This window comes from Amycolatopsis echigonensis, from assembly GCF_002846615.1.
In the GTDB taxonomy this organism is placed as follows: Bacteria; Actinomycetota; Actinomycetes; order Mycobacteriales; family Pseudonocardiaceae; genus Amycolatopsis; species Amycolatopsis echigonensis.
On record NZ_PJMY01000003.1, the window covers coordinates 3,004,785 to 3,020,804 of the forward strand.

Consider the following 16,020-nt stretch of genomic DNA (forward strand, 5'->3'; position numbering starts at 1 on the left):
CGTGAGATCCGGCCACACTCTGTGTTGTTCACACGATGGTGGCATCAAGTCGTGTCAAGGATGCGCGGCGGGCCGGAAATTTGGTTGTCTCGGTTTTGCACCACCGCGGAACTGTGCTGTTCCCGGCGAAAACCGGAATCAATTTTTACCTGAGGAGAATTCACCTGTGACGAACGACGCTGTGCACGAGAGGCGGGGCGCGACGCGCTTCGGCCGTCTCGCGTCGCGTGCGTTGTTCGTCGTCGGCGGCGCGCTCGCGGCCACCGCGGCCGCGTGGGCCGTCTCCTCCTCCGCCGCTTCGGCGGACACTGTCGACACGAGCGTCACGCCGGTCGCCGACGCGACGGCCGCCGGAATCGGCGACGTCACCGACGGCGTGGCCCGGTTCGCGGGCGACGTGACCGGTGCGGCGCAAGGGCTTTCGTCGTGCGGCCAGGGAGCCACCACGTGGTCTGAACCAGGCACGTCGCGGCCCACCTGCTCGCTCGACCGGCTCGGCGGCCCGCACCGCGACGACCTCGCCAGCGGCCAGGAGGCCGCCGGAAAGGTCAGCGACGCGGTGAGCGACCTCGGCCAGAACGCGGTCGTCAAGCCGGTGCAGCGCACGCTCGGCTCGCTCGAGCACATCGCGCGCAAACCGGCGGACGCCCGCCAGGTGATCGCCGACGCGACCACCCCGCCGCCCGCCGCACAGGACTTCGGCCGGAAACTGTGGGATCTGCTCGACCCGAGCGCTCCCGCCAACCTGGTCGACCTCCCGAAACTGCCCGCCGCCCCGGTTTCCGGTTCCGGCGAGCAGCTTCCCGCGCCGGGCGTTCCCGAGCAGCCCGCTCAGGCGGACCAAAACCTCGGCGCCGCCGCGATGACCACGTCCGACGCACTGCAGTCGGTCTTCCCGTCGGCGGCCGCGCAGTCCGTCGATCCGGTGCAGGGCGCCGAACTGCCGTCGCGGCACCACGGCGACCGCGGTCTGCCCGGCGCGCCGTTCTCCCCGGCGCAGCTTCCCGCCGCGCCGCTTTCCATCCCGAACTCCCCGGCCGGTGGGAGCACCGCGCCCGGAGGACACCTCGACGGCCTGAACTTCGGCGTCCCCTCCTGGGTCACCGCCGCCGTCGACAACGCCGTGGCGGGATCGACCCGCAACGGCCTCGCGCACACTCCGCGCACCCCGGGCGAGCAGCCCGGCGTCACTCCTGACTGATCCACTTCACCCGCGGGGTCTTTGACGCACCCTCGGACGCCTTCGCGCGCCGTAGCCGTCATCGACAGATACCCCGCGGGTTTTTCGCGCGCTGCGCAATTTCCGCGCACGCATTCCCCGGTGCATTCCGCACCGCCGCAAACCCGCAAGGGACCCCGATATGAAGGAGAAAAACCCCATGCAGACCTGGGCAAAGCGCGGACTCCAGACCGCGTTGGTCACGGGTGGGTTGCTGATGCTGGGCACCGGCATCGCCTCGGCCGACGAGAACGTCAACCCGGACACCCCGGCCTCCCCGCTGGATCTCAACGTCACCGTTCCGATCGACGAGGCCAACAACGCGATCGGCACCCCGCTCGGGCAGGTGGACCTCCCGGCGCACCACAACGAGATCAGCACCAAGCCCGTCACCTCCGCCGTCAAGGGAGCGCTCGCCTCGGCGAAGACGCCCGGCGGCTCCGCGGGCAGCCTGACTGACAGCCTCCCCAAGGCGGACGCGCCCCGGCAGCTCACGCCGACCCACGACGCGTTCAAGGGCAACAAGGTCAACGGCGACGTCGTCGTCCCGATCCAGATCGTCGACAACGCCGTGGGCGTCATCGGCGACGCGCACGTGCAGGGTGGCAACCACACCCAGACCTACAGCCACAACCAGGACGTCGCGACTGACGGCAAGTACTCCGGCCTCGCCGGCAACGTCGTGGCGCTCGACTACGCGCTCCCGGTGCAGATCGCGGGCAACGGCGTCGGCCTGGCCGGCGGCAGCGGTGCGGTCAAGGGCGGTTCGGCGCACCAGAGCACCACCGAGACCGGCAACGTCGACACCACGGGTCAGGGCTCCGGCCTGTCCGGCAACGTCGTCGGCGGCCAGTTCGCGACCCCGGTCCAGGTGACCGGCAACGCCGCGTCCTGGATCCTCGGCAACGCCTACAGCGGCGGGTACAACGCGGACACCACCGCCACCTCCGGCGGTTCGATGAAGTCCAACGGCAAGGGTGCCGCGGGCAGCGGCAACGTGGTCGGCGCGCCGATCGCGCTGCCGGTCAAGTTCAACGGCAACGCCGGCGGCGTGTGGGGCTCGGACGCGGACTCCACCTCCAGCTCCTCGGCCGACGCCAAGGCGGGCGACACCCGTCCGGGCAGCCTGAACGGCACCCCGACCTACCTCGAGACGGACGGGGACCACTCGTTCCTGTCCGGCAACGCCGGAGCCGCGCAGGCGAGCCCGGTCGCGAACGTCGCGTCCGTCGCCGGCTCGTGGATCGGCAACGCCACCACCGGCCAGGCGCTCGACCGCCAGGCGTCCTCCTCCACCCACGAGACCACCGCCACCTCCGGCGGCTTCGTGAAGACGAGCGGCAACGACGCCGCCGGCTCGGCCAACGTGGTCGACCCGGCTGTGGCGCTCCCGGTCGAGGCGTGCGGCGTGGGCGGTACCTACATCGGCCGCGCGGTCGCCCAGTGCGACAACACCACCACCGCCACCTCCGGCGACGGCAGCTACACCCGCGGCAACGGCTCGACGCTGACCGGCAACATCGTCAACACCCAGATCGCCGGCGCCCCCGAGGTGCACGGCATCGGCGGCAGCCACATCGGCAACGCCTCGGGCACCTCGACCGAGACCAAGACCGTCACCGCCGGCAACTACGACGGCAGCCAGGGCAACGACTCGTCCGGCTCGGGCAACATCGTGCAGGTCCCGGTGGCCGCGCCGGCCGAGGTGTTCGGCGTGGGCGGCTCGTTCATCGGCCAGGGCGCCGGCAACGGCTCCGAGACCAAGGTCGTGAAGGCAGGCGGCGGCGGGAACACCCAGGACGACAACGGGTTCCTGAGCTCCAACCTCGGCACCGTCCCGGTGTCGACCCCGGTTCAGCTGTTCGGCATCGGCGGCGCGTTCGTCGGCCAGGGCCACGGCAAGGCCAGCAACGACACCACCTCCACCGCGGGCCAGGACGTGCACGCCACCGGCACGAAGGGCGCGGGCGCGGGCAACATCGTCGAGGCTCCGGTCTCGCTGCCGCTGCAGGGCCACGGCGTCGGCGGCGCGGTCGCCGGCATCGGCACCGGCATGGCCGACAACCTGACCGACTCGAAGGCGGGCGGCAACGCCGGCACCGACGGCAAGGACGGCGCGCTCGCCGGCAACATCGTCAAGGCTCCGCTCGCCGGCGCGGGCACGATCTTCGGCGACGGGCTCGCCGGGGGCGCGCTCGGCCACGGCACCGCCACCAACGACATCACCTCGACGGCGGGCGGCGACGCTCTCACCAACGGTGACGGCGGCGCGGTCGCGGGCGACATCGTCGGCGTGGACCCCGCGCCGGTCGCGCAGATCTTCGGCGACGCGGTTTCCGTCGCGGGCGTGTCCTCGGGCGACGGCATCAACAACACCGTCGTCAAGGACGCCGGCAAGGACACCACCTCGGGCGTGGAGGGCTCGCTCTCGGGCGACATCCTCGACTTCCCGGTCCCGGCCGTCGCGCAGATCTTCGGCGACTCGGTCGCCGTGGGCGGCGTGGCGCACGCGGTCGGCGACAACGTGACCAAGGTGACCGACGGCAACGACGCCACCAGCACCGACGGCTCCGGCGAGGCCCTGTCCGGCTTCGACTACTACCACCCCATGGGTGCGCTGGTGCAGATCTTCGGCGTCCCGCTGGAGGTGCTCGGCGTGGCCACCGCCGAGGCCCCCAACTCGACCACGGTCGACCCCGAGCCGGCCATCGACGTGCCGTTCGGCGGCGAGATGGGCGCTGACCAGCTCCCCGCGCTGCCGGCCGTTCCGGGTCTGCCGGGCCGCTCCGCCACGCCGTCGCTGCCGTCGGCTCCGTCCCTGCCGGGCCTGCCCGGCCTGTCGGGTCTGCCCACCGCGACCACGCTGCCCGGCCCGGCGCTGCCGGGTGCCCAGCGTGCCGACGTGCCGCAGGTCAGCGGCCTGTCCGCGCTGGGTCAGCTGAACCAGCTGAAGGGCGCTTCGCTGCTGCCGTCGGTGTCCGGGCTGCAGAACGGCGTCCACCTGCCGTCGGCCCCGGCCGTCCCGTCGCTGCCGGGCGTTCCGGCTCTGCCGGGTGCGGGTGCCGAGCGTGCGGACGTTCCGGCTGTTCCCGCTCAGCTGCCGGTGAAGACCTCGCTGCCGACGCTGAACCAGCTGCCGGCCGTCGCCGCGCTGCCCGCCGTTCCGGGTGCCCCGACGACCCTGCCGACCACGATGCCGACCGCTCCGGCCGTGCCGGCGATCGGTGACGCGACCGGCCCGCTGGGTGCGTTCCAGAAGCTGGCCGCGAAGGTGACCAGCTTCTTCAAGAAGTGAACCGCTTCGCCTGAAGCGTGCCGGGGATAACCCGGACGGGCCCGGAAGCCACGTGCTTCCGGGCCCGTTTTTTGTGGTGCGTCAGGAGAATTCGAGCGACCGCTTCGCCAAGCCGTGCCAGAAACCGTCGATCACCGTGCGGCCCTCGCCTTCGGCCGAGCTGGCGCCGAGCGATACGAACAGCGGCGCGAAGTGCTCGATCCGCGGGTGTGCCATCGCGGCGGCCGGGGCCTTGTGCTGGAAGTCGAGCAACGCGTCGAGGTCGTGGGCACGCAGCGCCTCGTCGCCCCAGTGGTCGAATTCGGCGGACCATCCCGGAGGCGTTCCGTCGGTGCCGTCGACTTCCCGCATCGCGCGGAGGTTGTGGGTGAAGAATCCGCTGCCGATGATCAGCACGCCCTCGTCGCGCAGCGGCGCGAGCTTGCGGCCGAGGTCGTAGAGCGCCCGCGGGTCGAGCGAGGGCATGGAAATCTGCAGCACCGGTACGTCGGCGTCAGGGAACATCTCCACCAGCGGCACGTACGCGCCGTGGTCGAGGCCGCGGTCCGGGGCGTCGTGCACCGGGGTGTCGGTCGAATGCAGCAGCTTGCGGACCTTCGCGGCGAGCTCCGGAGCGCCCGGTGCGGCGTATTTGACCTGGTAATAGCGCTCGGGGAAGCCCCAGAAGTCGTAGACCAGCGGGACCGTCGTGGTCGCCCCGAGCGTCAGCGGAGCCTCCTCCCAGTGCGCCGAAACGACCAGGATCGCGCGAGGTTTCGCCAGGTCAGCGGACCACTGCGCGAGCTGGCGGGTCCACGTCGCGTCGTCGACGAGCGGCGGCGCACCGTGGCTCAGGTACAGAACCGGCGTGCGGGTCGCCATGGCTGCCTCCAAATGTTTGAAAGTTCAACTACTATCGTACGCCTCCTTCGCGGACTTGGCGAATTCGTGCTCGGCTCCCCGGCAGATGCGGCAGACTCGCCCGGTGAAGTTCTTCTGCTACCACCGGGACCGTCCGGGCTCCGCCGCGTTGCGGGCCGAGTTGCTCGAGGCGCATTGGTCCTACATGGACGGTTTCGCCGAGGAACTGATCGCTCGCGGCCCGACCTTGAACGGCGAGCTCCCGACCGGAAGCGTGCACATCGTCGACCTCCCGGACGCCGCCGCGGCGCGGGAATTCGCTTTCGCGGAACCGAATTACCAGGCCGGTGCGTACCGGGACGTCCTGATTCGCCGCTGGGACAACGCTCTTGGCCGCACCATGTGGGAATTCCCGGGCGATCCGGAGGCCGCGAACCTGTATTTGGTGCTGGGCTTGGGTTCCGGTTCCCCCGTCGACCTTGAGCCAGCCGACACGGAGACCTTGATCGCCTATGGTCCGCTGTGGTCCGACGACGGAACCGCCTGGCTCGGCACAGCAGCCTTGGTGCAAGCCGCTGACGCCGATACGGCCCGCGGACTCCTCGCTGCGGAGCACTACGCCGCGATCGAGGTGCACGACTGGGCGCCCGGCGGCCGTTCGTGATCGTCAGCGGGCCGAACGCCAGACGATTCCGGCGGCGGTGAGCGCCGCGAGTGCGAGAACCACGGCGAAAACAGTTGATCCGGTAGCGATTCCGAGGACGTCACTGAGATAGCCGGTGGCGACGGGCAGGAGTGCGGCGGGAAGGTAGCCGCCGAAGTTGAGCAGAGCGTTGGCCTCGGCGCGCCGCCGTTCGGGTACGTGAGTGCTGATCAGCGTGAGCCCGCCGAGGTGACCGAGTCCCTGCGCGGCTCCCGCGAGCACGGCGGTCACGACGATGGCAGCGATCCAGTGCGCGTGGACAGCGACCAGCAACGCGGCCATGCAGGCCACCCCTGCCGCTGCCCCCGCGAGCAGGATCGTGCGAACCTCAAACCGCTTCGCCGCGAACTGAACCGCGGTCGCCGCACCGAACATCACGAACGCCGTGACTCCGGCGAGCAGGCGATTGCTGGTGCCGAGCACGCTGGCCAGCAGTGCCGGTCCGAGGGAAAGCACGAACGACGTCGACGTGATTCCCGGGGCGAAAACCGCGATCCCGAGCGCGACGTACTTGCGCTGCGCCCGCGGTACCGTGGGGATCCGCATCCAACCGCCCGCACCGGCATCGACCGGACGCCGAAGCGGCAGCCGAACAACCACGACGGCCGCGCTGACCAGGAGAACCGCCGAAACCGCGAAGATCGTCACCGTCGGCCCTGGCAGAGTTTCCGACAACGCCCCGGCGAGCAGCGGCCCGAGTCCAGCCCCGAACACCATCGCGGTTGACGCCGCGAGCGTCGCGGTGCGAGCGCGTCCCGGCCCGCCGACGTCAACCACGGCGGCCATTCCCGCCGAGACGGTGATGCCGACCGCGAGTCCCGCCAGCAACCGAGCGATCGCCAACGCGAGCACCGACGTCGCGACGGCGAACAACCCGCAAGCGACCAACGCGAGCAAAACACCAGGCAGCACAACAGGTTTGCGCCCGAGCCGGTCAGACGCGCGACCTGCCACGAGCAGCGCGGCCAGCAACCCGGCGATGTAGGCCGCGAAGATCACCGTGAGCGTGCCAGCGGAGAACCCGAGCCGGTGCTGCCACAGCACGTACAGCGGGGTCGGTGCGTTCGAAAGCACGAACACCGCCGTGACGGGCCACGCGGCGAGCCAGGGACTACCGGTCCGCGGGGGTGCGACGACGGTCATGGATCCTCCAGTACGAGATTATTCGAACTAGTACGAGCGAACTCGAACATAGCAGTAGTTCGACTAATCTCGTACTGGAGTGGTTGAATGAGGTCATGCGCTCGTCCCCGGTGACCGACCCGGATACCCCGCCCGCCGAACTGCCGCCGCCCCTGCCCGAACCGGCGCGAGAAGACCTGCGGCTGGAAGCGGTCCTGGGTGCCCTGAGCGACCCGCTGCGGTTGACGATCGTGCGAAAACTGCTGCTGGAACGCGAGGCCTACGACCATCCGTGCGGCTGGTTCGGCTTCGACCGTCCGAAGTCGTCGCTGACCCACCACTTCAAGGCACTGCGGGAGGCGGGCGTGCTGCGTCAGCGCCAATACGGGCTGGAACGACGCAGCCGGGTGCGCGTGGAGGATCTCAACGCCCGCTTCCCGGGACTGCTGGACCTCGTCGCGGACTGGCAGCCCAGCGCGGGCGCCTAGCGAGCCGTGCGGGGTCGAGCCCGCCGACGGTCGAGGTCAGTCGTGGGCGAGGTCGGCGAACCGGCTGTAGTGCAGCTGGTGCGCGACCACGATCGTGCTCGTCGGACCGGCACGGTGCTTCGCGAGGATCAGGTCGGCCTCGCCGGCGCGCGGGTCGTCGCGTTCCCAGGCGTCTGGGCGGTTGATCAGGATGACGATGTCCGCGTCCTGCTCCAGCGACCCGGATTCACGCAGGTCGGACAGCATCGGCTTCTTGTCGGTGCGCTGTTCCGGACCACGGTTCAGCTGGGAGATCGCGATCACCGGCACCTCGATCTCCTTCGCCAGCAGCTTCAGCTGGCGGGAGAACTCCGAGACCTCCTGCTGTCGCGATTCGACGCGCTTGCCGGACGTCATCAGCTGCAGGTAGTCGACGACCACGAGCCGCAGGTCGTGCCGCTGCTTGAGCCGGCGGGCCTTCGCGCGGATCTCCATCATCGTCATGTTCGGCGAGTCATCGACGAACAGCGGGGCTTCGGACACCTCGCTCATCCGCCGGGCCAGCCGCGTCCAGTCGTCGTCGGACATCTTGCCGCCGCGCATGTCGGCGAGGCGGATTTTCGCCTCGGCCGAGAGCATGCGCATCACGATCTCGGTCCGGCTCATTTCCAGCGAGAAGATGACGCTGGTCAGGCCGTGCTTGATGGAGGCGGACCGGACGAAGTCCAGTCCCAGTGTCGACTTGCCGACACCGGGGCGGGCCGCGACGATGATCATCTGGCCGGGGTGGAGGCCGTTGGTCAACTCGTCGAAGTCGGCGAATCCGGTCGGGATGCCCTGGGACTGGCCGCCGCGCGAGGCGATCGCGTCGATCTCGTCCATGGTCGGCTGGAGCAGGTCCTCCAGCGCGACGTAGTCCTCGCTCGTACGGCGTTCGGTGACGTCGTAGATCGCGGCCTGCGCGCGGTCGACGACCTCGTCGATGTTCGCGCCGTCGGCCGCCGCCGCGCCGTAGCCGTACTGCACGATGCGCGTGCCCGCTTCCACGAGACGGCGCAGCACCGCCTTCTCGGCCACGATCTCGGCGTAGTAGCCCGCGTTCGCCGCGGTGGGCACGGTCGCGATGAGCGTGTGCAGGTACGGCGCGCCGCCGACGCGGCCGAGTTCGCCGCGCCGTTCGAGTTCGGCCGCCACCGTGATCGGGTCGGCCGGTTCGCCGCGGCCGTAGAGGTCGAGGATGCAGTCGTACACGGCCTGGTGCGCGGGCCGGTAGAAATCGCCGGGGCCGAGCGCCTCGATGACGTCCGCGACCGCGTCCTTCGACAGCAGCATGCCGCCGAGCACCGACTGCTCCGCCGCGATGTCCTGCGGTGGCTGGCGGTCGAAGCCGCCGGGGCCGGGGTCGCTCGGACCTGGATCGGACTCCGCGTACGCCGGACCGCGGTCATCGGTCACCGCCACTGCCCGGACACCTCCCTCGCCCAGCCGTCGTTCCGGCCGGACCCGTCGTCTCGCGTGCGCCTGTCCCTGTCCCTGTCTCGAACCGCGTCCGCCGTCCGCCTCGCGAAGAGGTCAGTCCAGGCGAACACCTGTTCGAGTATGCCGGAATCGGCCCGGCTTTCCCACCTCGCCCGTCCGGCCCTCTTCGATGATGGACCGGGCGGTTCCCCGCACCGGTGACCGCCACGCGGAGCCACCGGGAGTAGTGGGCGCGAACGCACGCTAGATCCCCCGGAAGGACGAGCGCAATTCCGGGTGTTGACCGTGCTGTGGACAACCTGTGGATGACTGGGGGCAACGAATCACAGGTCTCCGCGAGCCTGTGGACAAAGTGGGGACAGCGCAGAACGGCCTCACTGAACCCGCAGGTCAAGGCCTGTGTAGAGACTGTGGAGAACTTCGCCAAAACTCGTCCGGCGTGTCGTGTCGAACTGCTTCTTCGGCGTGTCGCACCGGTCGCCGTCCACTGCCCTGTGGATGGTTGCTACGCACGGTAGATCACCGACCCGATGGGCTGAACGAAGGAGAATTCCTCACCTGGCCCACCTGGTGACTGCGGACAGTGAGTAACGAGGCAAAAGCCCAGGTTAACCGGGTGCAAACACGAAACCGGGTGAGGTTCACCGGCCAGACACCTTGCGGTGCCGTGCCGGGACCCCACCCGGAGTAACGCTCGGGTCGCTCAGCCCAAGGCGCTCTGCGCTTGACGCAGCCGTTCGGAGATCGTCTGCCTGGACCAGGGCGTGTACACGAGGATGGATTCACGACCCGGGCGTTCCTCCATGAGCCAACGCCCCTCGTCGATGTCGACGAAGTTGATCGGCTGGGGGATGCGCCTGCGAACGCCCCCCGCACGGCGAACGGCGACGTAGAGCGCGCCGTTGCCGATGCGCGGTGCCTTCATGATCCGCTGGATTTCCTTCAGCGGGGAAGCCTGCTGGCCCCGGCTCGGCTCGCTGACCATGATCGAACCTCGCGGTTCACCCGAGTCGTTCGCCTTCCCGGTCTCGAACTCCTTCCGGTCGACCAGCAGCGGCTGGCCGGGCGGCGTCTTCGCGGCCGGGATGATGTCCAGGAACGTCTCGAGCAGCAGCTCCGGCCGCTGCCGCGTGACCGCGACGGTCGGCTTGTCGCCGACTCGGACGAGCCCGAAGCCCCCGCCGTTGCCGCTGCCGACCAGCGCGGAGAAGTTGGCCGGGCTGCCATCCTCGAACTGCCCGTCGAACCAGCCGTAGTACTCGAGTTGCGGATGCGAGATGGACTCGATCAGTGCGAGGAGGTCGCGGTCCAACCCATGCGGGCCCATGAGCCCGGCCTGCTGGAGACCGCGGTTAACCTGCTCGTCCAGCTTGCGCTGGTCCTCGGGCACATAGAACGCTGCTGTCTCGCCGATGGCCTTGTGCGGTTCCGCGCCGCGGCGTCGGATCAGGTTGCACAAGGTGTAGGCCGTGAATGTGACCGGCCGGTCAAGAGTGATCACAGCGCTGAGCCTCATTCACCGATGACCGGGGGAACGGTCATCTGGTCGGAGCCGAAGATGTCGTTGCCGTCTTCTTCCAGCAGGTACTTGGTCTGGTGCTCGGCGTCGTCCTCGCCCTTGCCGCCCTTGCCGCCGCCGCCCATGCCGCCCATGCCGGACGCGCCGGGCCTGCCCGCCGCACCGGCGCCCGCGCCCGCGCCCGCGCGCAGACCGCCCGCGGCACCGCCGCTGGCTTCGCCCGCCATCGCACCCGAACCGCTGCCGCCGGGGCCGAATCCGCCGACCCCGAAGCCGCCCGCTCCGAAAGCACCGCCTGCACCCGCGCCACCGCCGTTCGGACCGAAGCCGGCACCGCCTCCGCCCGAAGGACCGAAGGTGCTCGGGTCGAACGTCGGAGGGTTGGTGGAGGGCGGAGTCCAGCCGGAAGTCGTCGTGCCGTCGCCGGGGGGATTGAAGCGAGGATCGCCAGTACGGCCCGGTCCGCCGGGCGGCGGATATTTGGGCGGGTCGAACTTGGACGGGTCAGTCTTCGGCGGCGTGTACTTGGGCGGGTCGAACTTGGACGGGTTCGACGTCGGCGGCTTGAAGCCGCCGGGAACACCGCCCGGTCCGCCGGAGAAACCGCCGGTCCCGCCCGGCCCGGTCCCGCCCGGGCCGTTGCCGTACTTGCCCGGGTCGGTGCCGTCCGAAATGTTGTTGCCCTGCCACACGTTGTACTGCGGCATGCCACCGGCGTTCTGCGAACTCGCGTTGTAGTACGCCGTGTACGCCTGGACGTTGGTTTGACTGTCCTGGTTGTACTTGTCGATCTCTTTGTCTTTGTCGCTGAACGGCTGGTGGTCGTACCATTTCATCTGCGGCGGGTCCTTGGGCAGCTCCTGGACCTTGCCGTGCACGTCGTGGAACGCGTCGATCTGATGCGTGATGAACGTCTGGCTGGTACCGAGGTTCTTGGCCGAGTCCTCGTGCCACATTTTGAGCGCGTTCGCCCCGCCCTGGGCAGCACCGGCCGCGTTGCCCTGCCACGCGCTGCTCATCCTGTTGTTCAGCGCGTCAATGGCGTTCGCCCGGTTGGAGTGCAGGCCCTTGAGCGTGTTGGCGTCGCCCTTGCCGGTTTCGAGCGAGCTGGTGCTGCCGTTTTTGAGCGCCTGATAGATCTGATATGCGGTGATCGATCCGCCGCCGACGTTCGCTTGCGCGTTCTCGGCCTGCGGCCCGCCGCTGAAGAGGCTGGTTGCCGCACCGACCAAACCGCCGATCACAGCCCCGGCCGCAGCGCCTTCCGGTCCGAGAACGGAGCCGTAGACAGCCCCGGCCGCGGCACCAGTGGCCGTGTTCTTCAGCATGCTGCCTGAGTTATCCCCATTCCCCATGATGAGAATCTTCCTTCCGGGCCTGCTACAGCCGCGTAGCAATCAAGATGCTGCTTTGAGGTGGTTGATCATCGCGGTGGCGACTTTGCTCGACGGTTCGCAGGGCTTGCCGACATTTTTGCCGTTCACAATTGAACCGACGACGGCGACCGAGAGCTGATCGGTGACACCAACAACCAGGACACAAATACCGTTCTTGCGACCGTCGGACTTGTCTGTGAAGACCGCTGGGTAGCCCGCGACCTGGGTTTCTTCGAAGTATGCTTGGGTCGGCTTCGCCGCGTAGGTGTCGGCGAGTCCGTTCTTGTTCTGGACGATCGGGGAGACAGTGACGCCGTTCCCGGGCGTCTTCTCGGACTTCCAGTCACAGCCGCGCGGCGTTACGTCAGTGATGGTCCCGGGCGTAGCGAGGCCAAGAGTCTTGGCGTCCTCGTCGGCGAGGGCAGAGCACGGATCGGCAACGAGTTTGTCCGTTGGGAGCGGTGCCGGGACTTTGGGTACGCCGGAAACTGCGTTCGACGAGCCGGTTGAACTGCTCGGGCTGCCGGATGCGGCCGATGGCCCGGCAGTGCCTCCGGTTCCGCCGCCGCAAGCGCTCAGCAGGCTGACGATGACGGCAGTGCCGGCGGCGAGGCGAAAGACGCGTTTCGGCATGTGTTGATCAGAAGTCACTTTGTCCCTGCTTCTGCAGCTCTTGGGTGCGGTGCAGTTCGTCGACGCTGATTTTCTGCTTTGCGGCGGTGAGCGCGTCGATGAAGTTCTTCGTGTACTGGACCATCTTGGCGTGCTCGTCCATCAGGCTTTGCCCGGACGGGTTGGCGCCTTGGTTGACGAAGGTGTGGCTGGCCACTTCATCAGCGGGCGGTTGCACCGTTGCGACCGAGTGCGCGAGCCGCTCGTCCTTCATCAGATCGGTGAGCAGGTCTTTCCACTGCCCGATGACTGAGTCGACCTCGTCTTCGGTGAACTTGTAGCCGCCGGCCTTGCCGTAGCTGCCCACCATGATCGGCGGGACCGGGGGCACCTGGACCCCCGGGTTTCCGCCGGACGCGGGTGATCCTTCAGGCATCTCGCTGGCCCCCTTACAACCCATGCCTCGCTCTTCCCCGGCGAGATCAGCGTCTTGGATGTTAACGCACGCGAGTTGGTTCCCGCTTGATGTTGGCAAGTTCGCACGAGGGCTTCTGAGCTGGGCATCTGTGGCGGTTTCCGGTCAAGCGCGCTCGACCCGGCTGGTCGCCGTCGTCGAAACGAAACCGCCCCCAGGAGAATCTCCCGGGGGCGGTTTCGCGGAAAAAAGGCGCGAACGTCAGTTCGCCGCCACGGCCTTGACCTCGAGGCGGAGGTCCACCTTCACGTTCGGGTGCAGGCGGGCGTTGACCGAGTGCTTGCCGACCGTCTTGATGTGGTCGCGCAGGTCCAGGACGCGCTTGTCGAGCAGCGGGCCGCCCTGGGCTTTGATCGCGTCGACGATCTCGCCGGCGGTGATCGAGCCGAAGAGCTTCTTCGAGCCCGCCGCGGCCTTGCCGGTCAGCTGGATCGCGCCGAGGCTCTCGAGGGTCGCCTTGATTTCCTTGGCGTGGTCGAGGTCGCGGATGCGGCGGGATTCCTGTGCGCGCTGGATCGTGCGCACGTTCTTCTCCGCACCCTTGGTGGCCACGATCGCGTAGCCGCGCGGCAGCAGGTAGTTGCGGGCGTAGCCGTCCTTGACCTCGACGATGTCGCCGGGGCCGCCGAGGTTCGCCACGTCGGTGGTGAGAATGATCTTCGCCATGACTAGTGCTCCCCTCAGCGCGCGGTGGACGTGTAGGGCAGCAGAGCCATCTCGCGCGAGTTCTTCACCGCGATGGCGATGTCGCGCTGGTGCTGGCTGCAGTTGCCGGTGACGCGACGGGCACGGATCTTGCCGCGGTCGGAAATGTACTTCCGCAACAGGTTGGTGTCCTTGTAGTCGATCGCTTCCGGGCGGCCCTTCTTCTCGGCCTTGCAGAACACGCAGACCTTCTTCTTGGGCTTGCGAATGGGTGGCTTGGCCACTGTTGTACTCCTGGAATTCTAGAAAGAGATGAGATCAGAACGGGGGTTCGTCGGAGAAGCCTCCGCCGCCACCGCCCGCGGGCGGGGCCGAGCCCCAGGGGTCGTCGGCGGGCGCGCTGTTGCCGCCGCCGCCGCGATTGCCGCCGCCTCCGGTGAAGCCGCCTCCGCCGCCGAAGTCACCACCGCCGCCGCCACCGCGGCTGACCTTGTTGACCTTCGCCGTCGCGTAGCGCAGCGACGGGCCGATCTCGTCGACCTCGAGCTCGACGACGGTGCGCTTCTCGCCTTCCTTGGTCTCGAACGACCGCTGCTTCAGCCGCCCCTGCACCACCACGCGGGCGCCCCGCGTGAGCGACTCGGCGACGTTCTCCGCCGCCTGCCGCCAGATGTTGCAGCGCAGGAACAGCGCCTCGCCGTCCTTCCACTCGCCGGTCTGCCGGTCGAGCGTGCGCGGGGTGGACGCGACGGTGAAGTTCGCGACCGCCGCACCGGACGGGGTGAAGCGCAGCTCCGGGTCGGACGTCAGGTTCCCGACCACGGTGATGACGGTGTCTCCAGCCACGGATGGCGTCCCTTCGGATCGGGCTCGGATCAGGCCTTGGCGGGCGCGGGCTTGGCCGCGGCCTTGACCTCGCGGCGCATGACCTTGGTGCGCAGCACGGTTTCCTGCAGCGACAGCTGGCGGTCCAGTTCCTTGACGGCCTCGGCCGTCGAGTTCAGGTCCAGCAGCGCGTAGATGCCCTCGGCGTTCTTCTTGATCTCGTACGCCAAGCGACGGCGGCCCCACACATCGACCTTCTCGACGCTTCCGCCCGAAGTGCGGATCACGTTGAGGAAGTTGTCCAGCGTGGGCGCGACCGTGCGCTCGTCGAGCGTCGGGTCCAGGATGACCATTACCTCGTAATGGCGTGACATAACCACTCACCTCCTATGGGCTCGCGGTCACGGCGGTTCCGTGACAGGAGGGTTTGTCCAGGTAAGCGTACCCGGCGGGTCCGACAGTCCCGTCCGGCGGGTCAGCTGACGCGGCGCAGCACCCAGGTGCGGACCAGCCCGGCGGTGACGCCGGCCAGCACGATCACCGCGAGCAGCATCGGCAGCTGGACGTCCGAGGCTCCGCCCTGGCTCGCCAGCGCTTCGGCGTTGCCCGCGTTGCGGATGTCCGGGCCCTGCTGGCCCTGCGGGTCCTGTCCGGCGGACGGCTGCTGCGGCAATGCGCCGGAACCGGGCAGCGCGCCGTAGCGCGCGCCGGGTGCGACCGCGGTGCCCAGCGCACCCGGGCTGCCCGGGGTCGCGGTCGGGATGTTGCCGTAGTCGCGCGGCGGGGCGATCCCGGTCGAGCCCGGCTGGTAGTTGCCGAGCGGGTTGCCGCCGCTGTTCTGCCCGGGCGCGCTGCCGTTCGGCTGCTGGGAGCCGCCGTTCGACGGGGAATTCGAGGACGACGGCGCCTGGTAGTTGTTCGCCGTCGTGGTGAGCCCGCACGCGGACGCGACCTCGCTGCGGATCCCGTTCAGCACCTTGGTCTTGGTGTCGGGCAGCAGGCCGATTCCCGGCGCGTCCTTCAGTGCGTCCGAGACGACCTGGCCGATCGCGTCGCCGCTGATCGTGCCGCCCGCGGCGTTCGGGATCGAGCCGACCGGCAGGTTGCCCTTGTCCGCGATCGTGTTCGCCAGCGAATCCGGCCACACGGTGAGCAGGTTCCAGAAGCTCACCTGGTCCTTGGCCGCCTGGCGGACGATCTCCTTGACTGCGGAGCCGGGCACGGCGACCGAATCGCCCATTCCGCCGGTGACCGAGCCCTTGCACTGGTTCGCGAGGGTGGTCGCCGCGGACGCGGTGCCGGCGCCCAGGAACGTGCCGCCGGTGAAAAGGGCGGCGAGAGCGGTGACGGTGAGTGCTCGACGGGTTCGCTTCCAGGTGGGGATTTTCCGCACGAGCACTATCCTCCGGGGTCCGCGGGCGTGGTTCGTCGCATCAGGAACAA

The 16,020-nt window shown here is 69.0% G+C and carries 16 protein-coding genes; 4 read left to right on the forward strand and 12 right to left on the reverse strand.

Going from position 1 to position 16,020, the window contains the following annotated elements; all coding sequences use genetic code 11:
- The first annotated feature begins 166 nt into the window (after positions 1-166).
- Together ATK30_RS19085 and ATK30_RS19090 are read left to right on the forward strand one after the other, a co-directional pair.
- Complete coding sequence (locus ATK30_RS19085) at positions 167-1,201, forward strand: hypothetical protein (RefSeq protein WP_101436745.1); 1,035 nt, start codon at positions 167-169, stop codon at positions 1,199-1,201.
- A 178-nt stretch (positions 1,202-1,379) separates the two neighbouring features.
- A complete protein-coding gene (locus tag ATK30_RS19090) occupies positions 1,380-4,514 on the forward strand; it encodes a beta strand repeat-containing protein (protein WP_143271404.1) in 3,135 nt (1,044 codons plus the stop codon).
- An 81-nt stretch (positions 4,515-4,595) separates the two neighbouring features.
- On the opposite strand, the gene ATK30_RS19095 is transcribed toward ATK30_RS19090, so the two are convergent.
- Positions 4,596-5,375, reverse strand: a complete 780-nt coding sequence (locus ATK30_RS19095) for a dioxygenase family protein (RefSeq protein ID WP_101436747.1) — start codon at positions 5,373-5,375, stop codon at positions 4,596-4,598.
- 103 nt (positions 5,376-5,478) lie between these two features.
- Between ATK30_RS19095 and ATK30_RS19100 the strand changes: the two genes are divergently transcribed.
- The gene (locus tag ATK30_RS19100; RefSeq protein WP_101440932.1) at positions 5,479-6,018 is read left to right on the forward strand and encodes a YciI family protein; all 540 of its coding nucleotides are present in this window, start codon (positions 5,479-5,481) and stop codon (positions 6,016-6,018) included.
- 3 nt (positions 6,019-6,021) lie between these two features.
- On the opposite strand, the gene ATK30_RS19105 is transcribed toward ATK30_RS19100, so the two are convergent.
- Positions 6,022-7,200, reverse strand: coding sequence for an MFS transporter (locus ATK30_RS19105; RefSeq protein ID WP_101436748.1), 1,179 nt, complete (start codon positions 7,198-7,200; stop codon positions 6,022-6,024).
- 95 nt (positions 7,201-7,295) lie between these two features.
- On the opposite strand from ATK30_RS19105, the gene ATK30_RS19110 reads away from it, so the two are divergent.
- Positions 7,296-7,667 carry an ArsR/SmtB family transcription factor gene (locus ATK30_RS19110; RefSeq protein ID WP_101436749.1) on the forward strand — a complete coding sequence of 124 codons (372 nt, stop codon included), beginning with the start codon at positions 7,296-7,298 and terminating at the stop codon, positions 7,665-7,667.
- Positions 7,668-7,703: 36 nt separating this feature from the next.
- On the opposite strand, the gene dnaB is transcribed toward ATK30_RS19110, so the two are convergent.
- From dnaB to ATK30_RS19160, 10 genes are all read right to left on the reverse strand, one after another.
- Positions 7,704-9,107 carry a replicative DNA helicase gene (gene dnaB / locus ATK30_RS19115; RefSeq protein WP_037364212.1) on the reverse strand — a complete coding sequence of 468 codons (1,404 nt, stop codon included), beginning with the start codon at positions 9,105-9,107 and terminating at the stop codon, positions 7,704-7,706.
- 721 nt (positions 9,108-9,828) lie between these two features.
- A complete protein-coding gene (locus ATK30_RS19120; RefSeq protein WP_101436750.1) occupies positions 9,829-10,626 on the reverse strand; it encodes an ESX secretion-associated protein EspG in 798 nt (265 codons plus the stop codon).
- 11 nt (positions 10,627-10,637) lie between these two features.
- A complete protein-coding gene (locus tag ATK30_RS19125) occupies positions 10,638-11,972 on the reverse strand; it encodes a hypothetical protein (RefSeq protein WP_244194656.1) in 1,335 nt (444 codons plus the stop codon).
- 69 nt (positions 11,973-12,041) lie between these two features.
- Positions 12,042-12,653 carry a DUF3558 domain-containing protein gene (locus ATK30_RS19130; protein ID WP_101436752.1) on the reverse strand — a complete coding sequence of 204 codons (612 nt, stop codon included), beginning with the start codon at positions 12,651-12,653 and terminating at the stop codon, positions 12,042-12,044.
- A 7-nt stretch (positions 12,654-12,660) separates the two neighbouring features.
- Positions 12,661-13,068: a hypothetical protein gene (locus ATK30_RS19135; RefSeq protein ID WP_244194657.1), complete on the reverse strand. Its 408-nt coding sequence runs from the start codon at positions 13,066-13,068 to the stop codon at positions 12,661-12,663.
- 240 nt (positions 13,069-13,308) lie between these two features.
- On the reverse strand, positions 13,309-13,773 hold the full coding sequence (gene rplI / locus ATK30_RS19140) for a 50S ribosomal protein L9 (RefSeq protein WP_101436753.1): 465 nt from the start codon (positions 13,771-13,773) through the stop codon (positions 13,309-13,311).
- Between the two features lie 14 nt (positions 13,774-13,787).
- Positions 13,788-14,036: a 30S ribosomal protein S18 gene (rpsR, locus tag ATK30_RS19145; RefSeq protein WP_037364233.1), complete on the reverse strand. Its 249-nt coding sequence runs from the start codon at positions 14,034-14,036 to the stop codon at positions 13,788-13,790.
- Between the two features lie 34 nt (positions 14,037-14,070).
- The gene (locus ATK30_RS19150; RefSeq protein WP_101436754.1) at positions 14,071-14,598 is read right to left on the reverse strand and encodes a single-stranded DNA-binding protein; all 528 of its coding nucleotides are present in this window, start codon (positions 14,596-14,598) and stop codon (positions 14,071-14,073) included.
- A 29-nt stretch (positions 14,599-14,627) separates the two neighbouring features.
- Positions 14,628-14,951: a 30S ribosomal protein S6 gene (gene rpsF, locus ATK30_RS19155; protein ID WP_093572314.1), complete on the reverse strand. Its 324-nt coding sequence runs from the start codon at positions 14,949-14,951 to the stop codon at positions 14,628-14,630.
- 101 nt (positions 14,952-15,052) lie between these two features.
- Positions 15,053-15,976: a hypothetical protein gene (locus ATK30_RS19160; RefSeq protein ID WP_101436755.1), complete on the reverse strand. Its 924-nt coding sequence runs from the start codon at positions 15,974-15,976 to the stop codon at positions 15,053-15,055.
- Positions 15,977-16,020 lie beyond the last annotated feature (44 nt).